16 protein-coding genes and 1 tRNA gene are annotated in these 22,233 nt (G+C 66.7%); 9 read left to right on the top strand and 8 right to left on the bottom strand.

The annotated features are described in order from the left end of the window. The 3 genes from acnD to AC3QL3_RS06350 all read right to left on the bottom strand — a co-directional run bounded on the left by acnD (position 1) and on the right by AC3QL3_RS06350 (position 5,093). The gene (acnD, locus tag AC3QL3_RS06360) at positions 1-2,610 is read right to left on the bottom strand and encodes a Fe/S-dependent 2-methylisocitrate dehydratase AcnD (RefSeq protein ID WP_492897536.1); all 2,610 of its coding nucleotides are present in this window, start codon (positions 2,608-2,610) and stop codon (positions 1-3) included. Positions 2,611-2,732: 122 nt separating this feature from the next. Next, a complete protein-coding gene (locus AC3QL3_RS06355; protein ID WP_492897535.1) occupies positions 2,733-3,434 on the bottom strand; it encodes a CCDC50 family protein in 702 nt (233 codons plus the stop codon). 123 nt (positions 3,435-3,557) lie between these two features. Then, a complete protein-coding gene (locus tag AC3QL3_RS06350) occupies positions 3,558-5,093 on the bottom strand; it encodes a right-handed parallel beta-helix repeat-containing protein (RefSeq protein WP_492897534.1) in 1,536 nt (511 codons plus the stop codon). A gap of 187 nt (positions 5,094-5,280) precedes the next feature. Between AC3QL3_RS06350 and AC3QL3_RS06345 the strand changes: the two genes are divergently transcribed. The 5 genes from AC3QL3_RS06345 (at position 5,281) to AC3QL3_RS06325 (ending at position 9,842) form a co-directional block, all read left to right on the top strand. Further along, entirely contained in the window at positions 5,281-7,299 is a 2,019-nt protein-coding gene (locus AC3QL3_RS06345) for an FAD-dependent oxidoreductase (protein WP_492897533.1), read from the top strand. A gap of 160 nt (positions 7,300-7,459) precedes the next feature. After that, positions 7,460-7,536, top strand: a tRNA-Arg gene (locus AC3QL3_RS06340). Positions 7,537-7,770: 234 nt separating this feature from the next. Next, on the top strand, positions 7,771-8,418 hold the full coding sequence (locus tag AC3QL3_RS06335; protein WP_492897532.1) for an SCO family protein: 648 nt from the start codon (positions 7,771-7,773) through the stop codon (positions 8,416-8,418). Positions 8,419-8,425: 7 nt separating this feature from the next. After that, positions 8,426-9,271: an archaetidylserine decarboxylase gene (gene asd, locus AC3QL3_RS06330; protein WP_492897531.1), complete on the top strand. Its 846-nt coding sequence runs from the start codon at positions 8,426-8,428 to the stop codon at positions 9,269-9,271. A 133-nt stretch (positions 9,272-9,404) separates the two neighbouring features. Continuing rightward, complete coding sequence (locus AC3QL3_RS06325) at positions 9,405-9,842, top strand: hypothetical protein (RefSeq protein ID WP_492897530.1); 438 nt, start codon at positions 9,405-9,407, stop codon at positions 9,840-9,842. A gap of 35 nt (positions 9,843-9,877) precedes the next feature. Here AC3QL3_RS06325 and AC3QL3_RS06320 read toward each other — a convergent pair whose 3' ends face one another. Together AC3QL3_RS06320 and AC3QL3_RS06315 are read right to left on the bottom strand one after the other, a co-directional pair. Next, complete coding sequence (locus AC3QL3_RS06320; protein WP_492897529.1) at positions 9,878-11,398, bottom strand: transglycosylase SLT domain-containing protein; 1,521 nt, start codon at positions 11,396-11,398, stop codon at positions 9,878-9,880. A 97-nt stretch (positions 11,399-11,495) separates the two neighbouring features. Then, complete coding sequence (locus AC3QL3_RS06315; protein WP_492897528.1) at positions 11,496-14,588, bottom strand: S8 family serine peptidase; 3,093 nt, start codon at positions 14,586-14,588, stop codon at positions 11,496-11,498. 219 nt (positions 14,589-14,807) lie between these two features. Between AC3QL3_RS06315 and AC3QL3_RS06310 the strand changes: the two genes are divergently transcribed. Both AC3QL3_RS06310 and AC3QL3_RS06305 read left to right on the top strand, forming a co-directional pair. After that, the gene (locus AC3QL3_RS06310; RefSeq protein WP_492897527.1) at positions 14,808-16,292 is read left to right on the top strand and encodes a helicase HerA-like domain-containing protein; all 1,485 of its coding nucleotides are present in this window, start codon (positions 14,808-14,810) and stop codon (positions 16,290-16,292) included. Between the two features lie 67 nt (positions 16,293-16,359). After that, positions 16,360-17,631, top strand: coding sequence for a tetratricopeptide repeat protein (locus AC3QL3_RS06305; protein WP_492897526.1), 1,272 nt, complete (start codon positions 16,360-16,362; stop codon positions 17,629-17,631). On the opposite strand, the gene AC3QL3_RS06300 is transcribed toward AC3QL3_RS06305, so the two are convergent. Beyond that, entirely contained in the window at positions 17,628-19,112 is a 1,485-nt protein-coding gene (locus tag AC3QL3_RS06300) for a rhomboid family intramembrane serine protease (protein ID WP_492897525.1), read from the bottom strand. The genes AC3QL3_RS06305 and AC3QL3_RS06300 overlap by 4 nt on opposite strands. Before the next feature lie 101 nt (positions 19,113-19,213). Between AC3QL3_RS06300 and greB the strand changes: the two genes are divergently transcribed. Continuing rightward, positions 19,214-19,717 (top strand): transcription elongation factor GreB, encoded by a 504-nt coding sequence (gene greB, locus AC3QL3_RS06295; RefSeq protein ID WP_492897524.1) that lies wholly within the window; start codon positions 19,214-19,216, stop codon positions 19,715-19,717. A gap of 22 nt (positions 19,718-19,739) precedes the next feature. Here greB and AC3QL3_RS06290 read toward each other — a convergent pair whose 3' ends face one another. Then, on the bottom strand, positions 19,740-20,231 hold the full coding sequence (locus tag AC3QL3_RS06290; protein WP_492897523.1) for an ester cyclase: 492 nt from the start codon (positions 20,229-20,231) through the stop codon (positions 19,740-19,742). An 83-nt stretch (positions 20,232-20,314) separates the two neighbouring features. Between AC3QL3_RS06290 and AC3QL3_RS06285 the strand changes: the two genes are divergently transcribed. After that, positions 20,315-20,701 (top strand): winged helix-turn-helix transcriptional regulator, encoded by a 387-nt coding sequence (locus AC3QL3_RS06285; RefSeq protein WP_492897522.1) that lies wholly within the window; start codon positions 20,315-20,317, stop codon positions 20,699-20,701. 103 nt (positions 20,702-20,804) lie between these two features. On the opposite strand, the gene AC3QL3_RS06280 is transcribed toward AC3QL3_RS06285, so the two are convergent. Next, entirely contained in the window at positions 20,805-21,962 is a 1,158-nt protein-coding gene (locus AC3QL3_RS06280; RefSeq protein WP_492897521.1) for an SRPBCC family protein, read from the bottom strand. Positions 21,963-22,233: the final 271 nt, after the last annotated feature.

Genomic DNA, 22,233 nt, shown 5'->3' with positions numbered 1-22,233 from the left:
TCAAGCCGCCTTCGACGATTCCAAGAAATCCTGCGCAAACCGCTGCAACACACCGCCGGCCTCGTAGATCGAAACTTCCTCGCCCGTGTCGAGGCGACAGGTCACCGGCACTTCGATGCGTTCACCGTTGCGGCGATGGATCAGCAAGGTCAAGGTCGCACGCGGTGTGCGCGTGCCGATCACGTCGAAGGTTTCGGTGCCGTCGATCGCCAGCGTCTTGCGGTCGGTACCGGGTTGGAACTCGAGCGGCAGCACGCCCATACCGATCAAGTTGGTGCGGTGGATGCGCTCGAAGCCTTCGGCGACGATCGCCTCGACGCCGGCCAGACGCACACCCTTCGCCGCCCAGTCGCGCGAACTGCCCTGGCCGTAGTCGGCGCCGGCGACGATGATCAAGGGCTGCTTGCGCTCCATGTAGGTCTCGATCGCTTCCCACATGCGCAGGACCTTGCCGTCCGGTTCCACGCGCGCGAGCGAACCTTGCTTGACCTGACCGTCGACGACGGCCATTTCGTTGAGCAGTTTCGGATTGGCGAAGGTCGCGCGCTGCGCGGTCAGGTGATCGCCGCGGTGCGTCGCATACGAATTGAAGTCCTCTTCGGGCAAGCCCATCTTGGCGAGGTATTCGCCGGCAGCGCTGTCGAGCAGGATCGCGTTCGACGGCGACAGATGGTCGGTGGTGATGTTGTCGCCGAGCACCGCCAACGGACGCATGCCGCGCAAGCTGCGCTCGCCGGCCAGCGCGCCTTCCCAGTACGGCGGGCGGCGAATGTAAGTACTTTGCGGACGCCAGTCGTACAACGGACCGACGCGCTCGCCGCTGTCGACCGCGAGGCGGAACATCGGCTCGTACACGCGGCGGAACTGCTCCGGCTTGACTGCCTGCCGCACGATCGCATCGATCTCCGCGTCGCTCGGCCAGATGTCCTTCAGCCGCACCTCGTTGCCCTGCGCATCGACGCCGAGCACGTCCTTCTCGATGTCGAAACGCACGGTACCGGCGATCGCATAGGCGATCACCAGCGGCGGCGAGGCGAGAAATGCCTGCTTCGCGTACGGATGGATGCGGCCGTCGAAATTGCGATTGCCCGACAGCACCGCAGTCGCGTACAGATCGCGCTCGACGATTTCCTGCTGGATGCTCGGATCGAGCGCGCCGCTCATGCCGTTGCAGGTGGTGCAGGCGAACGCGACGATGCCGAAGCCGAGCTGTTCGAGGTCTTGCAACAGACCGGCTTCCTCGAGATACAACTGCACCGCTTTGGAGCCCGGCGCCAGCGAGGTCTTGACCCAGGGTTTGCGCACGAGTCCTTTCGCGTTCGCGTTGCGCGCGAGCAAGGCGGCCGCGATCACGTTGCGCGGATTGGAAGTGTTGGTGCAGCTGGTGATCGCAGCGATGACGACGGCGCCGTCCGGCAACAAACCTTGCGCTTCCTGCGCGCGCGCCTGCTCCAGCCCGACCGCGATGCCGCGCTCGGCCAAGGCCGAGGTCGGCAGGCGCTTGTGCGGATTGGACGGGCCGGCCATGTTGCGCACGACGCTCGAAAGATCGAACGACAACGAACGCTCGTAGCGCGCCGTCTCGAGTGCATCGGCCCACAGGCCGGCGGTCTTCGCATAAGTCTCCACCAGCGCGACCTGCTCGTCGCTGCGCCCGGTGAGCCTGAGATAGTCGAGCGTCTTGTCGTCGATGAAGAACATCGCCGCGGTGGCGCCGTATTCGGGCGCCATGTTCGAGATCGTCGCGCGATCGCCGACGGTCAGCGCCGCCGCGCCCTCGCCGCGGAATTCGAGATAGGCGCCGACCACCTTCGACTGGCGCAGGAACTCGGTCAGCGCGAGCACGATGTCGGTCGCGGTGATGCCGGGCGCCGGCTTGCCGGCGAGTTCCACGCCGATGATGTCCGGCAGGCGCATCCACGAGGCGCGCCCGAGCATCACGCTCTCAGCTTCCAGGCCGCCGACGCCGACCGCGATCACGCCGAGCGCATCGACGTGCGGCGTGTGGCTGTCGGTGCCGACGCAGGTGTCGGGGAACGCGACGCCGTCCTGCACGTAGATCACCGGCGACATCTTCTCCAGATTGATCTGATGCATGATGCCGTTGCCGGGCGGAATCACGTCGACGTTGCGGAACGCCTTCTTGGTCCAGTCGATGAAGTGGAAGCGATCTTCGTTGCGGCGATCTTCGATCGCGCGATTCTTGGCGAACGCGTCCGGATCGTAGCCACCGCACTCGACCGCGAGCGAGTGATCGACGATCAGCTGCGTCGGTACCACCGGATTGATGCGCGCCGGATCACCGCCCTTGTCCGCGATCGCATCGCGCAGTCCGGCCAAGTCGACCAATGCGGTCTGACCAAGGATGTCGTGGCAGACCACGCGCGCCGGAAACCAGGGGAAGTCGAGCTCGCGCTTGCGCTCGATCAGCTGGCCGAGATAGGCCGCGATCTGCGCCGGATCGGCGCGGCGCACGATGTTCTCGGCGTGCACGCGCGCGGTGTAGGGCAAGGTGTCCCAAGCGCCGGGGTGGATCGCATCGACGGCGGCGCGCGCGTCGAAGTAGTCGAGCTGGGTACCCGGGAGCGGCTTGCGGTGATTCGCATTCATGGCGGGATTCCGTGCAGACGGGCGACGTCTCCACCTCCGCCCCTTCGGGCGCCGCGGAGACCGTCCGGAAACCGCTTATTGTGCCAGAGCCGCGGGGCGAAACTCCGAGCCGGCGCCGCGTGTCAGGCGAGCGGTCGCCGCCGCAGCTCCTCCAGGATCGCTTCCAGCGTCGCCGTGTTGCGACGGGCGAGTGCCAGCGTTTCGTCCATCCGCGCGCGCTGCTCGTCCTGCAGCTGCGTAGCGCGTTCGATGTTCTCGCGAGCCAGCTGATTGATCTGGGCGGAGCCGGCCAGCTGCTTTTTCGCCTGCTTCTGTACGCGCAGCAGCCACCAGAACACGGTCGCGACGAGCAGCAGCAACCCGATCGGTACGGCGTATTGCATCAGCCAGCTCCCCGTCCTGTCGCTGTGATCGCCACCGCGGTAACGACTTCTGGCCCAGTCCATCGAGGTCTGCCAGGTCTGCGCGCCGGCGTCGTAGATGAAGCTTTGCCGTTCCGCCATCCACATCGACAATCCCATCGACGGATTGTCTCCGTGCGCACCGGGCAGATCGGCGAGATCGAAATCGACCGTGCCCATCGTCTCCGACTCGGGCTTTCCAGCGCCGTCGATGCGCGGAGTGCGCACGATCGCGTTGACGATCTTGACGGCGCCGTCGTAACCGATCGATTCGTTGCGGTAGCGATAGCCGCCGTCGGGCGACACTTCGAGCGTGCCGTCGCTGCGCATCGCCGCCTCCCAGGCCGCAATCAGACCGGCGCGATCGGGCGCGGCGAAAACGAGCGCGGGCCACAGCAGCAACAGCAGAACCAATCGACGCATGCTCGCCCTCCTCCGGAGCTCGAAACTAACACAGCGTTTGGGCGCGCTGGCCAAGCGATCTTGCTGTTATCCGCCGCTCTTCGTAACCATCGGTATCACTACCGCCGGCAGCACCCCTCGACCTCAGCGTTCGTAGGCGCCGATGTCGATCGCTCTGCCGACGATGCGCGGATGACCGGCGTAGTCGTAGGCGCCGGCCAGATCGTCGCCGGGGTCGCTGCCGGCGTCGATCGCGGGTGAGCCGGTGGCGACGCGCAAGTCAGGCGCGAGGAGGTCGACGAAGCGCGGATCGGCGAATACGGCGTGCGCGTCCTGTCCCGATCCGCTGCGATAGTCGGCGAACGCAGCGTAGTCGATGCCGCGCCAGGTCCAGCTCGATCCGTTCGCGCCGGCATCGGACCAATACAGGTTGTAGTCGAGCACTGCCGGCGCCGGCGTGTCGCCGGTAGCGGCGTAGACGAGCACGCCGCCCGCGCCGGCGTAGAACACGTTGTCGACGACGAGGTTGTCGCTGGCGTTGAACTGGATCTGCAGCTCGCCCGAACCCGTGCCTTGCTGGTCGTTGCGAAACAGCGTGTTGCCGACCACACTGCAGTGATTCGTGCCGCCCGCGTCGGCGGCGAAGCCGCCGAGCGAGATGCCGCTCGAATTGCCCGAATGGATGAGGTTCGAGCGCGCGACCACGTAGCTGGTCGTCTGACCGACGTGCTCGCTGGCCAGTTCGATACCGAGATCGACGTGGTGGATGAGGTTGCGCTCGATCGTGATGCGCGTGCCGCCGTCGACGTAGATGCCGCCCGCCGAATACTCGTTGCCGTACGCAGGATTACCGTACGAGCTGATGTTGTAGACGATGTTGTCGCTGATGACGCCGTCGCGCGCCTGGTCGTAGGCGGTGTCCGGCGAAATGCGCTCGAAACCGATGGCGCCGATCGCGATGTTGTTGTTGTCGTGCACCCGATTGCGGCTGATCGTCCACTGCTCGACGTTGCCGTCGAGTGAGAACGATTCGCTGCAGCCGAGCACGAGGTTGTCGATCTCGTTGCCGGCGATCAGCAGCTGGTTGATCGAGGCCGGTGCGCGCGTGCCGTCGACCTTCAAGCCGAACGCATTCGCCGCGCAGCCGTTGGCGCTGGTGCGGATGTCGTGGATGTGGTTGTCGAGCAGACGAACGCGGCTGCCGGCGCCGGTCAGGTACAGACCGATCGGCACTTCCGAGGTCAAGCTCGTGGTGTAGTTGCGCAACTCCAGCCGGCGCACGGTCACGTCGCTGACGTCGATCAGGGTGAGCAGGCCGCGCTGTCCGTTCGGAACCGGCAAGCCGGCGCCGTCGATCACGGCGACATCGCCCGGCACCGCTTGCAGCACGATCGGCGCGCCCGCCGAACCCGAACGCGTGAGCGTCACCAGTTCGTTGTAGACGCCGGCGAATACGCAAATCTCGTCGCCCGCTTCGACGCGGTCGGCCGCGTGCTGGATGGTCGCCCAAGGCGACGCGGCGCTGCCGTCGTGGCCGTTGTCGCCGCCGTTCGCCACATAGTAGGAGTGCCGCGGCGGCGATTCGAACCCCGACGCGAACACGGTGTCGCCGGGACGTTCGCACGCCAGTGCGGTTGCCGGCATCGAACAGATCAGCACCAATCCCAAGAGTCTGCGCATGTCCTTGCGTCGTTCCATTTTTGTCGAAGCACTATAGCGCTGGAGCGCGGAGGCGAGAACGCCGCCCACAGACAGCGCCTGTCCGGGCCTCCAGATGCGAACGTCGCTGCGCGCGCCTGCCGGCGCTTGTCCGCGGCGCGCATTCCAGGCATCTTCATACGATCGTTTGAACCGCCAGGCAGCCCGCATGCGCTACCCGCACCTGTTCGCGCCGCTCGATCTCGGCCATCTCACCCTGCCCAACCGCGTGTTGATGGGCTCGATGCATACCGGCTTGGAAGATCGCGCACGCGACTACGACGCCCTCGCCGCCTACTTCGCCGAACGCGCGCGCGGCGGCGTCGGGCTGATCGTGACCGGCGGCATCGCGCCGAACATCGAAGGCTGGACCAAACCGTTCGCCGGCACCCTCGCCTGGTTCTATCAGGTCGCGCGCCATCGCAAGGTCACGCGCGCGGTGCACGCCGAAGGCGGCCGCATATGCATGCAGATCCTGCACACCGGCCGCTACGCCTATCACCCGCTGGCAGTGGCGCCGTCGAAACTGAAATCGCCGATCACCCCGTTCGCGCCGCGCGCGCTTTCCGCGCGCGGGGTCGAGCGCACCATCGACGACTTCGTCAATTGCGCGCGCAAAGCGCAGGACGCCGGCTACGACGGCGTCGAGGTGATGGGTTCGGAAGGCTATTTGATCAACCAGTTCCTGGCCGAGCGTACCAACACGCGCGAGGACGATTGGGGCGGCACGCTCGAAAAGCGCCAGCGTTTTCCGGTCGAGATCGTGCGCCGCATGCGCGCGGCGGTCGGACGCGAATTCATCATCATCTACCGCCTGTCGATGCTCGATCTGGTCGAGCGCGGCCAGAGCTGGGAGGAGATCGTGCAGTTGGCCAAGAAGATCGAAGCCGCCGGCGCCTCGATCATCAACACCGGTATCGGCTGGCACGAGGCGCGCATTCCGACCATCGTCACCAGCGTGCCGCGTGCCGCATTCGCCTGGGTCACGCGGCGCATGAAAGCGGAAGTGCGCATACCACTGGTGACCACCAATCGCATCAACGCGCCCGAGGTGGCCGACAAGATCCTCGCCGACGGCGACGCCGACATGATCTCGATGGCGCGCCCGCTGCTCGCCGACGCCGATTGGGTGCGCAAAGCGCGCGACGACCGCGCCGCCGACATCAATACCTGCATCGCCTGCAACCAAGCCTGCCTCGATCACGTGTTCGAGAACCGTCGCGCGAGCTGCATGGTCAATCCACGCGCCTGCCACGAACTCGAGTTCGCGATCACGCCGGCGACGACGAAGAAACGCATCGCCGTGGTCGGCGCCGGCCCGGCCGGTCTCGCCTGCGCGACCACGCTGGCCGAGCGCGGCCACGCCGTCACCTTGTTCGAACAGGCGCCCGAGATCGGCGGCCAGTTCAATCTGGCCAAGCGCATCCCGGGCAAGGAAGAATTCCACGAAACGCTGCGCTACTTCGGCCGGCGCATCGAGCAGACCGGCGTCACGCTGCGCCTGTCGACCGCGGCGACGCCGGCGCTGCTGCGCGAAGGCGGCTTCGACGAGGTCGTGTTCGCGACCGGCGTCACGCCGCGCGCCGCCGGCATTGCGGGCGGCGATCGCGCCAACGTCGTCAGCTATCTCGACGTGCTGCGCGGAAACGCCGCGGTGGGTGCGCGCGTGGCGATCGTCGGCGCCGGCGGCATCGGCTTCGACGTCGCCGAATTCCTGACCGAGCACGCGCCCTCGCCGGCCACCGACATCGCGCGCTGGTCGCGCGAATGGGGCGTGGACACCACGCTCGCCGCACGCGGCGGCCTGGCCAAGGCCGCGCCGGAGGCGCCCGCGCGCCAGCTCTGGCTGTTGCAGCGCACGCCGGGCAAGCCGGGCAAGCGGCTCAACAAGACCACCGGCTGGGTGCATCGCGCCACGCTCGCGGCCAAGCGCGTGACGATGCTCGGCGGCGTCGCCTACGAGCGCGTCGACGACGACGGCCTGCACATCCGCGTCGGCGAGGAGAAGCAGGTGCTGCCGGTCGACACCGTGGTGATCTGCGCCGGACAAGAACCCAATCGCGCGCTGCACGCCGAGTTCGCCGCCGGCGGCGCAAGCGCGCATCTGATTGGTGGCGCCGACGTCGCCGCCGAGCTCGACGCGAAGCGCGCGATCGCACAGGGAACGCGTCTGGCCGCGCGGCTTTGAACGCCGCCGCGGTCCGCAGCGGCGTTCGTCTTTGCGGCGAATCGACGAAAAAGGTTGACGTGACGCGCGCCGATCAGAATAATCCCGCGCCTTCGTCGAGGCGCAGGCGGCGTTCGGTGCTATACTGGCCGGCCGCGCAAGCAGCGCAGCAACGAAACATGCGCCCGTAGCTCAGCTGGATAGAGCACCAGGCTACGAACTTGGTGGTCGGGAGTTCGAATCTCTCCGGGCGCGCCATCCAGAAAGCACAAAGGCCGACGAGAAATCGTCGGCCTTTGTGCTTTCTGGATGGCTGGGTGTGTGTACTTGTGCGATCGTCCGTGATCGCTGCTTCGGTCTGCGAATGGATACTCGTGGACTTCCTACGTTCTCGGAGTCCAACGCGGCCATCCATGGCCGCACTTTTCACGCTACGCGCCAGCGACTCTGTGTCGCTGCGGCTCCGATGGGCGCAACGCCTATACTAGGTCGATGAATACTTTTCGCATGCACGGCCGCGTCTCTACGACCTGGTTGATCCTGATCGCCGCGCTCGCGGCGGCGCTGGGACTGTGGTTCGGCGTGCGCCAGTTCCATTCTTCCGCGCTGCCCCCGCTGGAAACCGCCGTGCTCTATCCGGCGCCGCGCGCGCTGCCGGAATTTCAGCTCACGCGCAGCGACGGCACGCCGCTGACCCTGGCCGATTGGAAAGGGCATTGGACGGTGGTGTTCTTCGGCTTCACCAATTGCCCGGACGTCTGCCCGACCACGCTGACCACCTTCAAGCAGGTGCACAAGCGCCTCGGCGACGCCGGCCTCGCCGCGCGCGTGCGCTTCGACTTCATCTCGGTCGATCCGGCGCGCGACACGCCCGAGCAACTCGCGCGCTACGTCGGCTACTTCAGCAAGGATTTCGTCGGCGCGACCGGCCCGGACGAGGCGCTGCTGCCGCTGACCAAGGCGCTCGGCATGGTCTACGCGCGCGGCGAACCGAAGGACGGCACCTACTCGGTCGACCACAGCGCTTCGGCCGTGCTGATCGACCCGGCCGGGCGCCAGGTCGGTTTGTTCCGGCCGCCGTTCGAGGCCGACAAGATGGCCGCCGACCTGCAGAAGCTCGCGCAGACGACCGGCGGTTGATGTCTCGATGAGCCTCGCCCTCCTGCTGCAATACCTGGCGCCGCACAAACTCCTGTCCCGCATCGTGCGCAGCGCGACGCGCTGGACCTTCACGCCGTGGAAGAACTTCCTGATCGCGCGCATCGTGCGCAGCTATCGCGTGGATTTGAGCGAAGCGGAAAATCCCGATCCGGCTGCCTACCCGCATTTCAATGCCTTCTTCACGCGCGCGCTGAAGCCCGGCGCGCGCCCCTTGCCCGACGACGCCTCGGCGATCCTGTGTCCTGCCGACGGCCGCATCAGCCAGTCCGGCGCGATCGTCGACGGCCGCATCCTGCAGGCGAAGGGGCGCGACTACAGTCCGGCCGAACTGCTCGGCGATGCCGCCTCGGCCGCGCCGTACGCGAACGGCAGCTTCCTCACCGTCTACCTGTCGCCGCGCGACTACCACCGGCTGCACATGCCGCTGGACGGTGAATTGGTCGAGACCGTCCACGTCCCCGGCCGCCTCTTCAGCGTGGCCGCGGTCGCGGTGGAGGGTGTCGACCGCCTGTTCGCGCGCAATGAGCGGCTGGTCTGCCACTTTCGCCACGAGCACGGCCCGTTCACGGTCGTGCTGGTCGGGGCAATGCTGGTGTCGGGCATCGAAACGGTCTGGCGCGGCATCGAAGTGCCGCCGTATGCAGCAGCCGTCACGCGGCGCGACTATCGCGGCCGCGGCATCCGCCTCGCGCGCGGCGCGGAACTGGGGCGTTTCAACATGGGCTCCACCGCCATCGTGCTGCTGCCGGCCACGCTCGGCGCGTTCGCCGCGGACCTACGACCGGAACAACCGGTGCGGGTGGGTGCGGCGGTCGGGCAGCTGCGACCGTAAAGCAATCGTCAAAATGTGACTCCATCCGGCAAATTGTGACGCGCCGGATGGTGCGCCTCCTGCCACGTCGTTAGAATCGCGTAAACCGGACTGCTTCCGGAGCTCGATCCAGGGATGGGCCGCAGGAGGGTCGATGACCATTTTCACCCGTTTGATCGCACTGACCCGGGCCATCCAGCTGCGCCGGCAGTACCGTGAAATCAACAAGGCACTGGAACAGTTTCCGCCCAACGTACGCCGTCAGCTCGCCGCGATCGTCCTGCGCGAGTTCGCCAATGCGTCCAAGAGCGAGTTCCCGCACCTGTACGCGACACCGCCCGAGGACAAGTACCGCGCCTGGGGCAGCGGCACCGACATCGGCCTCGAACGCCTGCGCTCGGACAACCTGCAGGTGCGTCTGCGCGGCATCGCGCTGTGGCTGGCGGTCGCCTACCACGAAACCAAGGACTCGCCGTTCGGCGAGCAGCAGGAACTGCACCGCCAGCTGATGCGCTCACTGCGCTCGCTGAAGGAAACCATCCCCGCGGCCGAACTCAACCGCTGGATGATCGACGAGGCGGAAGCGGCCTGAGCCGCGCTTCATCCCCGCTCTGAGGCTCGCGGCGCCTAGCGCGCCGAGCAGAGCTTGAGTACCTGTCCCGGTTTGATCAGGTAGTGCGGTGCGCGTAGGCCGTTCGCGGCGGCCAGCTGCTTGCTGCTGCAACCGGTGCGGCCGGCGATCGACGCCAGCGTATCGCCCTTGCGCACGGTCACGTTCTTGGACGCCTTCGGCCGCGGCGGATCGGCGGCGCGCGCCAGCGCGACCGGCGGCGGCGCCGGTACCACGGCCGAGTGCAGGTCGGCCGCCAGGGTCGGCCAGCGGCCTTGCGCGCAATCGCGCTCGTACACCTTCTCCAGCTGCAGCGGCACCGCCAGCTTCGCCCCGGCCGGCTCCGGCCGTTGCGGGTCGAGCTGCGGATTGAGATTGCGTAGGGTGCGGAACCAACCGTCCGGCGCATTACCGTCCTGGCCCAGACACACGGTCAGCTCCGCCAGCGACGCCGGACGCTTGAGCGTGACGCTGCCCGGATGCGCGGCGATCTTCGGGAAATCGAGGTTGTAGCGCTCCGGATGCATGAACAGCCACGCCGCCGCGAGCACCATCGGCACGTATTCGCGCGTTTCCTGGGAGACGCCGTAGTAAATCTGCGGATCCCAGAAACTCAGCGCGCCGGCACCGCGGCCGGCGCGGCGCTGCATCGCGCCCTCGCCGCCGTTGTAGGCGCCGATCACCAGTTCGAGGTTGTTGTTGAAGATCGCGAGCTGTTCGTTGACGTAGGCCGCATTCGCGCGCGCCGACAGCTTCGGATCGAAGCGCTGGTCGAACCCGTCGACCGTGCTGAGGCCGAAGCGCAAACCGGTCGCATACATGAACTGCAGCGGGCCGGACGCACCCGAGCGCGACACCGCATGCACTTTGCCGCCCGATTCCTTCGCCATCATGCCGAACAGCAGCGCTTCGGGCAGACCGGCCTTCTCGTATTCGGGCCACATCTGCGAACGCATGTACTGGTAGTTCTCGTAGGCGGCCATCAGGTTCGGCCGGTATTGCGTCAGCCAGGTCTCCAGCGCGACCTTGACCGGCGCATTCATCGCGATGATCTCGCTCAGCTCGCGCCCTTTCAGCAAGGTGACCGAGCGGCCGAGCTGCGGCAGCTGCGCCACCGCGGGCGAGCCTTCGCCGGGCTCGACCGTTTCTTCCGGTGTCGGCGCCGCGACGTCGGCTTCGGCGGCTTGTTCGGCACCGCCGTCGATGCCCTGGCGCAGCAAGGCGTCGAAGCCGGCGACGAAGCGCTGCTGATCGCAAGCGGGCAAGGTCGCGCAAGTGGTTGCAGCCGCGCGCAGGTCGTCGAGCGCGGCCTTCATCTCGGCCTGCGCCTTGGCGGTGTCGCCGCCGCGCGCCAGCGCGAGACCGTCGGCGTAGCGACGACTGTCGCGATCCAGCCGCACATACAGCGCAGCGGCCGCCGTATCGTCGACCTTGGCCGCGGCGGGTTTACGCGCCTGCGGCGCACCGCTGCAGGCGGTCAAACACAACAAGCTCGCGATCGCGAGTACGCGCAACAAACCAAGCATCGGCAAACCCATCGGCGAACCCTGCTCGGCACGTTACCCGCTGAACTACGCGGCGGCAACTTCGGCGAAGAGGGAGCGCTGCCTGCGCTCCCTCGTTTTCGCCGCGCCGTCAGCGCTTGGCGGCGCCGTCGAAGCCGTCGCGGAAGATCACGTCGCTCGACATCACCGCTTTCTCGGCATCGATGAAACCGAAACCGTCGAGACGCGTCCAACCCTGGCCGATCTGGTTGCGGATCACGCCCGAGAACGTCCCGCCGGACGTCGTCGTGCCGCTGAACGCCATGCCGTCCTGCACCACCGTTCCGCGCGGCAGCAATACGCCGCCGCCGAACAGATCGGCGCGATAGTTGGCGGTGGTCGTGCCCGGACCGATGGTGCTGCCGTTGCCGGTCGTCGCCGAGTGCTGCGCACCGCGACCGACGGTGAAGCGCATCGACTTGCCGTCGCCGAATTGTCCCGGCGTGAAGCCGATCGTCATCGTCCAGAAATGCGTGCTGCCGTTCGACGGCGCGCCGGCCAGATTGCTGAAGCCGGCGAACGGCGTAACGCTCTGCGGCATTTGGATGTCGCCCGGCACCAGTCCGACCAGGGCTCCGAGCTTGAACGAAATCGTCGCCGGCTCGAACACCAGACCGGGGAAGTCGTTCTCGAAATACGTCACCAGACCTGCCCCCGCATCGATCACGCCGTTGTTGCCGCCGCTCACGTTGCCGCCGGTCGCCGCGGTGCCGGCCGGATTGAAGCTGATGCTCGCAATCGATCCGCTGCCGCTGTAGCTCAACTCGAACGAATCGGGATCGTTGCCGCCGGTCTGCTGGTTGGATTCCTCGTCGGAGCGGATCGTCAACGTCACCGAGCCGCCGTCGCTGGCGGTTGCGGTACCGCTGGCGAGCATTGGATCGAGATCGTGCGGGAACGCGCTCTGCTGCAGGATCGTGCGCAATTCTTCGGGAGCGACCGAGCGCGGCCCGCCGCGCGACTGCAACACCAGCGCCGCGATCGCCGCCGCATGCGGCGCGGCCGCGCTGGTGCCGCCGAAGTTCGGATTGGTGTCCGGATCGGCGCCGGTTTCGCCGCTGAAGAACGAGGTGTTCGCCTGGCTGGCCGCGGCGACGCGCGGCACCTGGCGGATTTCCGGCTGCGGCAGACGGTTGGATTGGCGATCGAACAGAATCGTGGCCGGTCCGGGCGAGGTGTAGTAATCGGGCGCATTCGGACGGAACACGCTGTAGGCGGCGGTGCCGTTGTTGCCCTTGGCGGTGGCGTGCCCCTTGGTCGTGGTCGTGTTGTAGCTGAAGTACTCGGCCGGGCCGAAGCCGGAACCGCCGTTGCCGCGCGCGATCCAACGCACGCGCGTGGGCAACTGCGCATCGATGGGCGTGTTGGAACGCGCGATCAGGAATTGCATCTGCGTCTGCCCGCTCGGCGACTTGATCACACCGAGCTCGACCGGCCGGTTGTTGGCGATGTTGTTGGTGGTCAGCGAAGCGGCCGGAATGTAGGCGCCGGTGTCGGCGCGGAACGCCAACAGATTGACGTCGGTGGTGACGCCGGCGACGCCTTGCCCGGTATTGATCGTCAGCGAAAAGCTGCCGATGGTGGTGTCGTAAGGCGCGACCTTGATCGAATACGCGCCCGTCGCCGGTGCGCGGAACAGCACCACTTCGTCGGTGCCCGAATCCTGGTTGGCGAGCACGTTGCCGTCCGCGTCCATCACCGAAACGATGCCGTCGAGGCCGCCGCCGGTCGCCGTTTCCTTGATCACGTAGAAGGTGCCTTGCACGAGTATCGGCAGCGGCGGCGTGCTGGTTTGGTCGAACGTCACCGACGTGACGGTGCTGCTGATCGTGCCGCTAGCGGTGTAGATCGGCGGCTCGACCACCTCCGCCTCGCGCTGGTCGTAGGGGTCGTCCCACTGGATCTCGAAGCCCTGCGACGACTGTACGTTGGCCGGATAGTTGACCAGCTGCGCGACGTCGAGCTGGCCGGCGGCCGGATTGAAGTTGTGGAAACCGCCGGCGTAGAACTGCGGCGGCACGCCGGTCAGGTCGATATTGGTGCCGGCCAGCGCCGCGTTGGTCGCGCCGGTGTTGCCGCTGCCGTTGGCGACCCAGCGCAGCTCCGACTCGTAGGCGTTGATGCCGATGTTGTTGCCGGCCGAAGAGAAATACGCGACGCCGGCCGCGGCGACTTCATCGATCGCGCCGCCGATGATCGTCTCGCCGAAGTACGGCTCGCCGCCGTAGCTGACGTCGTCGACGATGACGTCGGCGTTGAATCCGGCAATCCCCGTGTGACCGGGCAGATTGGCCAGCTTGCGAATGCTTTCGGCGAAATCGACTTCGCCGAGCGAACCGCTGGCGAAACCGAGGCGCGCACGCGGCGCCATCTTGTGCAGGATCTGCACCATCGCGCGGCCTTCGTCGGTGCCGCCGGAGGGGCGCTCGACCAGCACCTCGACCGGCTGCGAATTGATCGCATTGCCGACGCCGGGCAGGTCGCCGTTGGTGACGTCTTCGGCCGCGGTCGGCGACGTCGTCACGCGCGCATAGCTGTCGGAAATCGCCGCGATCGTCATGCCGCTGCCGTCGATGTTGACCGGCGCGCTCGGATCGTAGAGCTGATTGATGCGATCGATGCGATGCTGGGTGACGCCCTGATCGAACGCCGTGCCGATCTTGTTCAAGGTGGCGCCGGCGACGCTTTGCCCGCCCGCCGCATTCGCCGGAGCGCCCGCTTCTTCTTGCGGCACGACCGATTCGAGCTGCGGCATCAAGCCGAGGAATACCGCGCGTACGCCGGCGGTCTTGGCCAATAGAGGAACGTCCTCGATCGCCACGTAGCCTTCGATCACACCGACACCGCGATACTTGCGATCGACCGCGGTCATCGTGAACGAGCTTGCGCGCGCGCCGAGTGCATGCACGAGCGCATCGACGTCGACGTAGCCGTTGAGCGTGATGTCGACCAGGATGCGTCCGCTCGCGGCATCGGTGATCGCCTGCGCGGCGTAACTAGCGGCCTGCTCGGCCAGCGCGTTGGAAGTAGCGGCGATCTGGCCGTGTTGCGCCAATTGATACTCGACCAGTTTTTCGAGACCGTAGCCGAGATTGGACGGAACTGTATTGGCCGCCTGCGCAGCAGCGGCAAAAAGCGCAAACGCCGCGGCCAGCGCGCTGCGGCGCGCGTGCATGAAAGACATGAAACACCCCCTACCCAAGTAGCCGTGTGCACGGCGAGATCAGGGTATGTCCGCACCTAATCGCGCACAATAGAAACTGGACGCAGTGGGGGTGAACGTCCAGTCTAGAATCGCAACCGAGCGATGCAATGGATCTGCATCAACAAGGTCTGCATCAATAAGAACGGCAGAATAAGATCCGCGCCATAAAATCGGCGCACCATTTCTGGGAGCACATCGATGAGCGACATCCTGATCGGCAAGGGCGAGAGCGAAGTCTTCCTGCTGCCCAAGTACGCCAACCGCCACGGCATGGTCGCCGGTGCCACCGGCACCGGCAAATCCGTGTCGCTGATGTTGCTCGCGGAAGGCTTCTCCAAACTCGGCGTGCCGGTGTTCCTGGCCGACGTCAAAGGCGATCTGGCCGGACTGTCGCAAGCCGGTGTGATGAGCGACAAGCTGAAGGCGCGCATCGACAAGCTCGGACTGGACTGGAAAGCCGGTGCCAATCCGGTCGTGTTCTGGGACATCTACGGCAAGTCGGGTCATCCGGTGCGCACGACGATATCGGAGATGGGACCGACCCTGCTCGGGCGGCTGCTCGAACTCAACGACACCCAAGAAGGCGTGCTCGAGATCGTGTTCAAGGCCGCCGACGACCAAGGCCTGCTGCTGCTCGACCTGAAAGACCTGCGCGCGCTGCTCACTTACGCGAGCGAGAACGCGAAGGAAATCTCCAAGCAGTACGGCCTGATCTCGTCGGCTTCGATCGCAGCGATCCAACGCGCCCTGCTCTCGCTCGAACAAGCCGGCGGCGATGCGTTCTTCGGCGAGCCGGCGCTGCAATTGCCCGACTTCATGCGCCAGGACATGTCCGGTCACGGCGTGGTCAACATCCTCGCCGCCGATCAGCTGATCCTCAAACCCAAGCTCTACACGACCTTCCTGTTGTGGATGCTGTCGGAGCTGTTCGAGACCCTGCCCGAGGTCGGCGATCTCGACCAGCCCAAGCTGGTGTTCTTCTTCGACGAGGCGCATCTGTTGTTCGACGACGCGCCGGCCGCGCTGCGCCAGCGCGTCGAGCAGGTGGTGCGCCTGATCCGCTCGAAAGGCGTCGGCGTCTATTTCTGCTCGCAGAATCCCGACGACCTGCCCGACGTGATCCTCGGCCAGATGGGCAACCGCATTCAGCACGCCCTGCGCGCGTTCACGCCGCGCGACCAGAAAGCGGTCAAGGCGGCGGCGGAAACCTTCGCGCCCAATCCGAAGCTCAAGGTCGCCGAGGTCATCAGCCAGCTCGGCGTCGGCGAAGCCTTGGTCTCGACGCTGCAAGAAGGCGGTGTGCCGCTGCCGGTCGAACGCGTGCTGATCGCCTCGCCCGGCTGCCGCATCGGCACGGTGACCGACGCCGAGCGCGCCACGGTGCGCTCGCGCTCGCCGATCGGCGGGAAATACGACACCGCGGTCGATCGCGAATCGGCATTCGAAAAACTCAACGCGCGTGCGCAATCGGCTCCGGCCGACGACGCCGGCACCGCACCGGCGAAAGGCGCGGCCGCCGAGGCCGACGGCGGCTGGATGGGCAGCGCCAAGGACATGCTGTTCGGCACCAAGCGCCGGCAGGGCATGGTCGAGGCGATGGCGAAATCGGTGGTGCGCAATGCCGGCGGCCAGCTTGGCCGCGCGCTCCTGCGCGGCGTGCTCGGGTCGTTGACCAAGCGCTGAGAAATCGTCTGCCGCGAACGCGTCTCCGAACGCCATTCCCCGAACCGACATCCGCAAGGACGCTCCGATGAGTCAGACGCCGATCGTTCCGTTCTGGAACCGCCTGCGCGAAATCTCGCTGTACCCGCTGCACGCCGATGCGATGCTGACGATCAGCGTGCTCGCGCTCTGCCATCTGGTCGGCTTCCTGCCCGGCCTGATCGGCTTCGTGCTCGACCTCGTGGTCTGGGTCGCGGTGTACAAGTACGCGTTCGAATGCCTGCGCGCCTCGGCGAACGGGCGGCTGACGCCGCCGGAAGGCAGCATCAGCGTCGAGGACAGCACCGGCTGGGGCCAGATCTGGCTGCAGATCGTCTTCTTCGCGATGGCGATCGCCGGCTTCGTGCTGCTCGGCCCCGGCGGCGGCCTGCTCGTGCTGCTCGTGCTCGGGCTGTGCTGGCCAGCCGCGGTGATGTCGCTGGCAATGGACGAGAGCCTGCCGCACGCGCTCAATCCCGCCACTTGGCTGGCCATTCTGGCGCGCCTGGGCTGGGCTTATGTCGCGGTGGTTCTGCTGTATTTCGTGTTCTTCGCCAGCCAGCTCTACGCGCAGGCGTTCGCGCGCCAGCTCCTGCCCGGTTTCCTCGCCGTGATCCTGGTCAGCCTGATCGCACACTACGTGATCGTGGCGACGTTCCATCTGATGGGTTATCTGATCTACCAGTACCACGACGAAGTCGGCTACGAGCCGGTGCAGGCGCCCGCGCCGCTGCGCCGCGGCGTCACCGATCCCGACCAGACGACCCTGGATGAAAGCGCGCAGCTGGTGCGCGACGACAAGCCCGACGCCGCGCGCGAACGCATCGCCGAGCAACTGCGCGCGCACGGTGGCACCGAAGCCTTGCACACGCAGTACCGCAAGCTGCTCGCGCTCGGCAATCAACGCGAAGAACAACTTCGGCACGGACGCGAATGGATCACCCTGCTGCTGGCGCAGGACAAGGACCGGCGCGCGGTCGATGTGGCGCGCGAATGCGTCGATCTCGATCCCGCATTCCAGCTTTCCGCGCCCGACGAGGTCACGCGCGTCGCGCAAAAAGCCGCCGATTCGGGCAACACGCAACTCGCACTGAAGCTCTTGTCGGGCTTCAACAAACGCTACCCCAAGCACCGCGACATTCCGCAGAACTATCTGCTGGCGGCCAAGCTCTTGGCCGAACGCATGGGCAAGGACGCCGAAGCGCGCGGCCTGCTCGAGCAACTCGCCAAAGCGTATCCAACCCATCCGCTGGCCAAGGACATTGCCACTTACCGCGACTTCCTCGACAAGCTCGCACCGGCGACGACGCCGGCACGTTAGGCGAGATCGGCGAGCAGCAAACGCGCCTTGCCGGCCTCCTCGCTCGCCGGCCATGCCGCGACCAGCCGTTCCAACAACGGCTTGGCCGCAGCGGACTCGCCGCGCTCGCGCAAGTCGCGCGCGACGCCAAGACAGGCGCCGCGCAGACCTGGCGTAGCTGGGGCTCGGCCGATCCACTCGGCCAGATGCCGCGCCGCATCGGCGCCGGCGCCGATCGCCGGCCAGCGCCGCAACAAACCGATCGCCTGCATCGGACTCAGCGGCGACGGCTTCGCCGCGGCCGCCAGGCTATCTTCGTAGATCGCCTTCTGCTCGCGCGCCTCGACCGCGTTGCGCGGCGGCGTCAACAATACCGCACGCGCGGCTTCGGCCAGCCGCGGCATGCCCGGCTCCATTCGCGCGCAGCGATACAGCGCGGCGCGCACGTCGAAGTCGTCGGGCTGCGCAGCGAGCAGCGGTTCGAGCAAGGCGCGTGCGGCCGGAATGCGCAAATGCCCCAGATGCTCGCGCGCCGCCGCGAGCGCGACCTCGCGATCCGCCCGCGCGTCCGCGACGGCGTCCTCGTCGAGGAACTCGCGCCGCTCCCATCCCAGCGCGCGCACGCCGAGCGCGAGCAACGCGCCGGTAAGGATGCCGCCGGCGTGCGCATCGAAGCCGACGTGGGCGCCCTTGTTCCAAAACAGATTGAACAGCTCCCAGCCGAGCCAGAACGGCAACAGCACCAGCGCCGGTGCCTTGACGTAATCGAACACGACGAAGAACCACCAGAAGAAGCGCACTTTGCGCCTGCCCCACAGCACGCAATAGGCGCCCATCAACGCGGCGATCGCACCCGATGCGCCGAGCGCCGCACCCACTTCGCCCCAACGCCAGGCAACGCTCAGCAGCGCACTGCCGAGGCCGCCGAGCAGATACAGCGCGAGGAACAGGCCGCGGCCGAGCGCGCCTTCGACCAACAGGCCGAGCACGGCGAGGAACAGCATGTTGCCGATCAGATGACCGACGTTGCCGTGCAGGAACATCGCACCGAACCAGCGCCGCGGTTCGAATTGCGAGAAGCGGATCATCCAGCGCTCGGTGAACGCCTTGTCCCAGCGGCGATCGAACTCGGTGCGGCGCTCGCGCCAATCGTCCAGATTTCGCGCATCGGCTTCGAGCAGTTTTCCCGCTCGCAGTTCGGCCAGAAAAGCGGCGTCCGACTGCAACACCTGCGCCGCCAGCCGCGCATCGACGTCGGCCACGCCTTCGAACACGGTGCGTCGGCGCTCTTCGCTCGCGTGCGCATCGAGCCACTCGCGATAGGCCGGGAATTCCCAGCGCGCCAGATCCTGCTGCGCGTAGTAGTCGAGCGCGCTCTCGCGCACGCGCGCATCGCTGGACTGCAAAAACGCGAACACGAAGACGTTGGCGAGAATCAAGCCGAACGTGACCCACGGAAAATTCGCCCAGGTCGGCGCGCGATGCAGCGGTACGATGAGCAAGCCGGCGTTCCCCCCTTCCCTCGCGGGATTCTAGCCGCGCCGCAGCGTTGACGCCTCGTACGAGCACCGATAGCGTTGCGCCTTTCCCGCAGCATCGTCCGATGAGCCGCTGGCGTCCTCCTTCTGCCGCCTCCACCGCCGTGATCACGCCCGAAGGCCATCAGCGCCTGAAGGCGGAACTCGACGAGTTGTGGCGCGTGCGCCGACCCGAGGTGGTGCGCGCGCTGGCCGCGGCGGCGGCCGAAGGCGATCGCTCGGAGAACGCCGAGTACACCTACCGCAAGAAGCAACTCGGCGAGATCGATCGCCGCGTGCGCTATCTCGGCAAGCGCTTGGAACGCCTGCGCGTGATCGACAGCGTGCCGAGCGATCCCGGCGCGATCTACTTCGGTGCCTGGTTCCGCGTCGAGGACGAGGACGGCGCCGAACACGAATACCGCATCGTCGGCCCCGACGAGACCGACGCCGCGCTCGGTTGGATCAGCATCGACTCGCCGCTTGCGCGCGCCGCACTCAAGCGCCGCGCCGACGACGAGTTCGAAGCCGCGCTGCCCGGCGGATTGGCGCGCTACGTCGTCGTCGAAGTGCGCTACGCCGGCCGCTGAGCCGCAGTGCGGTCGCTACGCCTCAACGCGCGATCGTGCCGAGCTGGCGCTGCATCTCCAACTCATCGGTGACGCGCCAGTGCTCGACGATGCGCCCGTTCTCGATGCGTTCGATGTTGATCTGCAGCACGTCGATGCGGCGTCCGGTTGGGGCCGCGCCGAACAAGGGACCGGTCTGCGTGCCCTGCATGCGTACACGCGCGACGGCGTGCGTCGGCGTGGCGATGACTTCTTCGATCACGTAGTGCAGATCGGGAAACGCCGCGCGAATCGCCTTGACGATCGGCTTGAGCCCGCCCGGCCCCGGCTCGGGCCGCCCCGCGCTCGGCGTGTGGTTGACGTAGTTGGGGGCGAGCAGCCGATCCAGCGCGGCGAGATCGCCGCCGCTCCAGACGCGGTCGAAGTACTCGCGCACCAGCGCTTCGTTACGTGCGGCGGCAGCTGTCGCCGGTGTATCCGCCGCCGCGGCGAGCAGCGGGAAGAACAGAAACAATCCAGCCAAAACGTGGCGCATGACGGCACTCCTGCGATCGACTTGCTCGTGCCGGTATTTTGTCCCACGCTATCCGCCGGTCAAGTACACACCTTTTGGTAACCATGAAGAAGGACGCAGCTGTCGGCGGCGACGTCTACGACGCCGACTGTCCCTCGCGCGCGGCGCTGGAGCTGATTTCCGGCAAATGGCCGCTGTTGATCGTGCCGCTGCTCGCGCGCGGCCCGCTGCGCAACAACCAGTTGCTGCGCGAAGTGGACGGCATCTCGCAGAAGATGCTCAGCCAGACTTTGCGCGAGCTGGCGCAGAACGGGCTGGTCGAACGCATCGACCATCGCACGGTGCGGCCGCACGTCGAATACCGCCTGAGCGAGCTGGGCCAGTCGCTGAGCCGCGCACTGCGCGCGGTCGACCGCTGGGCCGAGGAGCATCACGCCGAACTGAGCGCGGCGCAGGCGCGGCGCAGAGGCAGCGCGCGCACGTCGCGCTGAATCGTTGCGCTCGCGGCGAAGCCGCTGCACGCGCGGCGCGAAGCGCCGAAACGAAAAAGCCGCGCTCGGGGCGCGGCTTTTTCGTTATTACCGGAAGGAAATCCTACTGCTGGATCGGCAGATAGACGCGGAAGGATTCCTGATCCGCGGCCGCATCCGGCGCCGAGGTGATTTCGTCCCAGAAGCGGGTCAGGCCGGCTTCGGTGTAGCGATAGCCGTGCGTCTCCGCATACGCCTTCAGGTTCAGGCGATACAGCGGCAACGCCGCCGGACTGCCGGTGTATTCGCTCATCAGGGATTTGCCCTGGTACCACAGCGCGGCGCGCACGTTGCCGCCGACGACGAGCAAGCCGTGATCATCGCGATCGCCCGGGTTGAGCGTCTTCTCTTCGCCTTCGCTGTCGCCTTCGGTCTCGCTGGGCTTGGGCACCGGCGCGTCGATGGTGAAATCCTGCTTGTCCAGCGTGAACGTCGCGCGATCGACCGGCACCGCGATGCTGAAGGCGTAGTCTTCATCGCCCCAGTTGGTGGTGATCGTCATGCGCGGACCGGCGGCGGTCAGCCCGGCCTTCTTCAGCACCGCTTCGATTTCGGCCATCGCGGTGTCGGTGGCGTCGGCCACGTCTTCGAGCGAGCGCTTGGCCTTGGTCGCGACCAGCAGCACCGGCTTGGCGGCGACGTCGACCACGTCGATCTTCTGATCTTTGTAGTCGGTGTTGGGGAAGCCGGCGAGCATCGCGGCGACGTTGTTGAGGTCGGACTGGATCGTCTGCGCCGGATCGCCGTAGATGTACAGGCCGGCATAACGCGCCAACAGGTCCCAACCGTAATCGGCGTCGAACGCCCAATGAATCTTCAGCGTCTTGCCGTTCGCCGACGGTTCCAATTCGATCGTGAACTTCTTGTTCTCGCCGGTCCAATTGTTCTTGACCGCCATTTCGATCTTGCTGTCCTGATCGGCCTTGGTGATCTCGTACTCACCATTGCCCACGCGCGCGTTCGAGCTGGTCCAGTTGACCTTGGCGCCCGGACCCGATTCGGCGCCCTCGATCTTGAACTGGGTCTGCGGGTCGAGGCCGCGGAAGGCCGACCACTGCGGGAAGCGCCGGTACGTGTTCAACGTGTCGTAGACCTGGCGCACCGGGCTCGACACCTCGACCACGCGGTTGACGTGACCGTGGCTCGGCAGCAGCAAGCCGATCAACACCGCCAGCACCAACACGATTACCAGCGAAACCAGTACTTCGAGGATACGAATCATCCGAGCCATCTCCGAGGGCGTCAGCCGTTACAGACATCGGCGCGTGGCAGGAACGCGACGGGTTTCGCCCGGCGTCCCCTGCCTGCCAGCACCGACACGGCCCACGAAGGCGCAGGCCAAGGGCCGGATGGTAACGGAGTCCGGGCCGGAAACGCTACGTCCGTCCCATTCGCACCGACCAGCCCGCATCGCAAAGAGGCTCGATCGATCGCACCAAGTGGCGGATCTGCAACGGCGAAACCGCTCGGAAAGCCACGAATCCGTTCGTACA

This window comes from Dokdonella sp. GW821-FHT11D02, assembly GCF_058808595.1.
The sequence above is the reverse complement of the archived record's forward strand: the minus strand, read 5'-3'. Positions and strand labels throughout refer to the sequence as shown.

Coding starts and splice junctions, on each gene's coding strand:
- AC3QL3_RS06310 (WP_492897527.1), top strand. CDS start 14,808: ATGAGCGACATCCTGATCGGCAAGGGCGAGAGCGAAGTCTTCCTGCTG.
- AC3QL3_RS06345 (WP_492897533.1), top strand. CDS start 5,281: ATGCGCTACCCGCACCTGTTCGCGCCGCTCGATCTCGGCCATCTCACC.
- asd (WP_492897531.1), top strand. CDS start 8,426: ATGAGCCTCGCCCTCCTGCTGCAATACCTGGCGCCGCACAAACTCCTG.
- AC3QL3_RS06285 (WP_492897522.1), top strand. CDS start 20,315: ATGAAGAAGGACGCAGCTGTCGGCGGCGACGTCTACGACGCCGACTGT.
- AC3QL3_RS06325 (WP_492897530.1), top strand. CDS start 9,405: ATGACCATTTTCACCCGTTTGATCGCACTGACCCGGGCCATCCAGCTG.
- AC3QL3_RS06350 (WP_492897534.1), bottom strand. CDS start 5,093: ATGCGCAGACTCTTGGGATTGGTGCTGATCTGTTCGATGCCGGCAACC.
- AC3QL3_RS06315 (WP_492897528.1), bottom strand. CDS start 14,588: ATGTCTTTCATGCACGCGCGCCGCAGCGCGCTGGCCGCGGCGTTTGCG.
- AC3QL3_RS06320 (WP_492897529.1), bottom strand. CDS start 11,398: ATGGGTTTGCCGATGCTTGGTTTGTTGCGCGTACTCGCGATCGCGAGC.
- AC3QL3_RS06305 (WP_492897526.1), top strand. CDS start 16,360: ATGAGTCAGACGCCGATCGTTCCGTTCTGGAACCGCCTGCGCGAAATC.
- AC3QL3_RS06290 (WP_492897523.1), bottom strand. CDS start 20,231: ATGCGCCACGTTTTGGCTGGATTGTTTCTGTTCTTCCCGCTGCTCGCC.
- AC3QL3_RS06335 (WP_492897532.1), top strand. CDS start 7,771: ATGAATACTTTTCGCATGCACGGCCGCGTCTCTACGACCTGGTTGATC.
- AC3QL3_RS06280 (WP_492897521.1), bottom strand. CDS start 21,962: ATGATTCGTATCCTCGAAGTACTGGTTTCGCTGGTAATCGTGTTGGTG.
- AC3QL3_RS06355 (WP_492897535.1), bottom strand. CDS start 3,434: ATGCGTCGATTGGTTCTGCTGTTGCTGCTGTGGCCCGCGCTCGTTTTC.
- acnD (WP_492897536.1), bottom strand. CDS start 2,610: ATGAATGCGAATCACCGCAAGCCGCTCCCGGGTACCCAGCTCGACTAC.
- greB (WP_492897524.1), top strand. CDS start 19,214: ATGAGCCGCTGGCGTCCTCCTTCTGCCGCCTCCACCGCCGTGATCACG.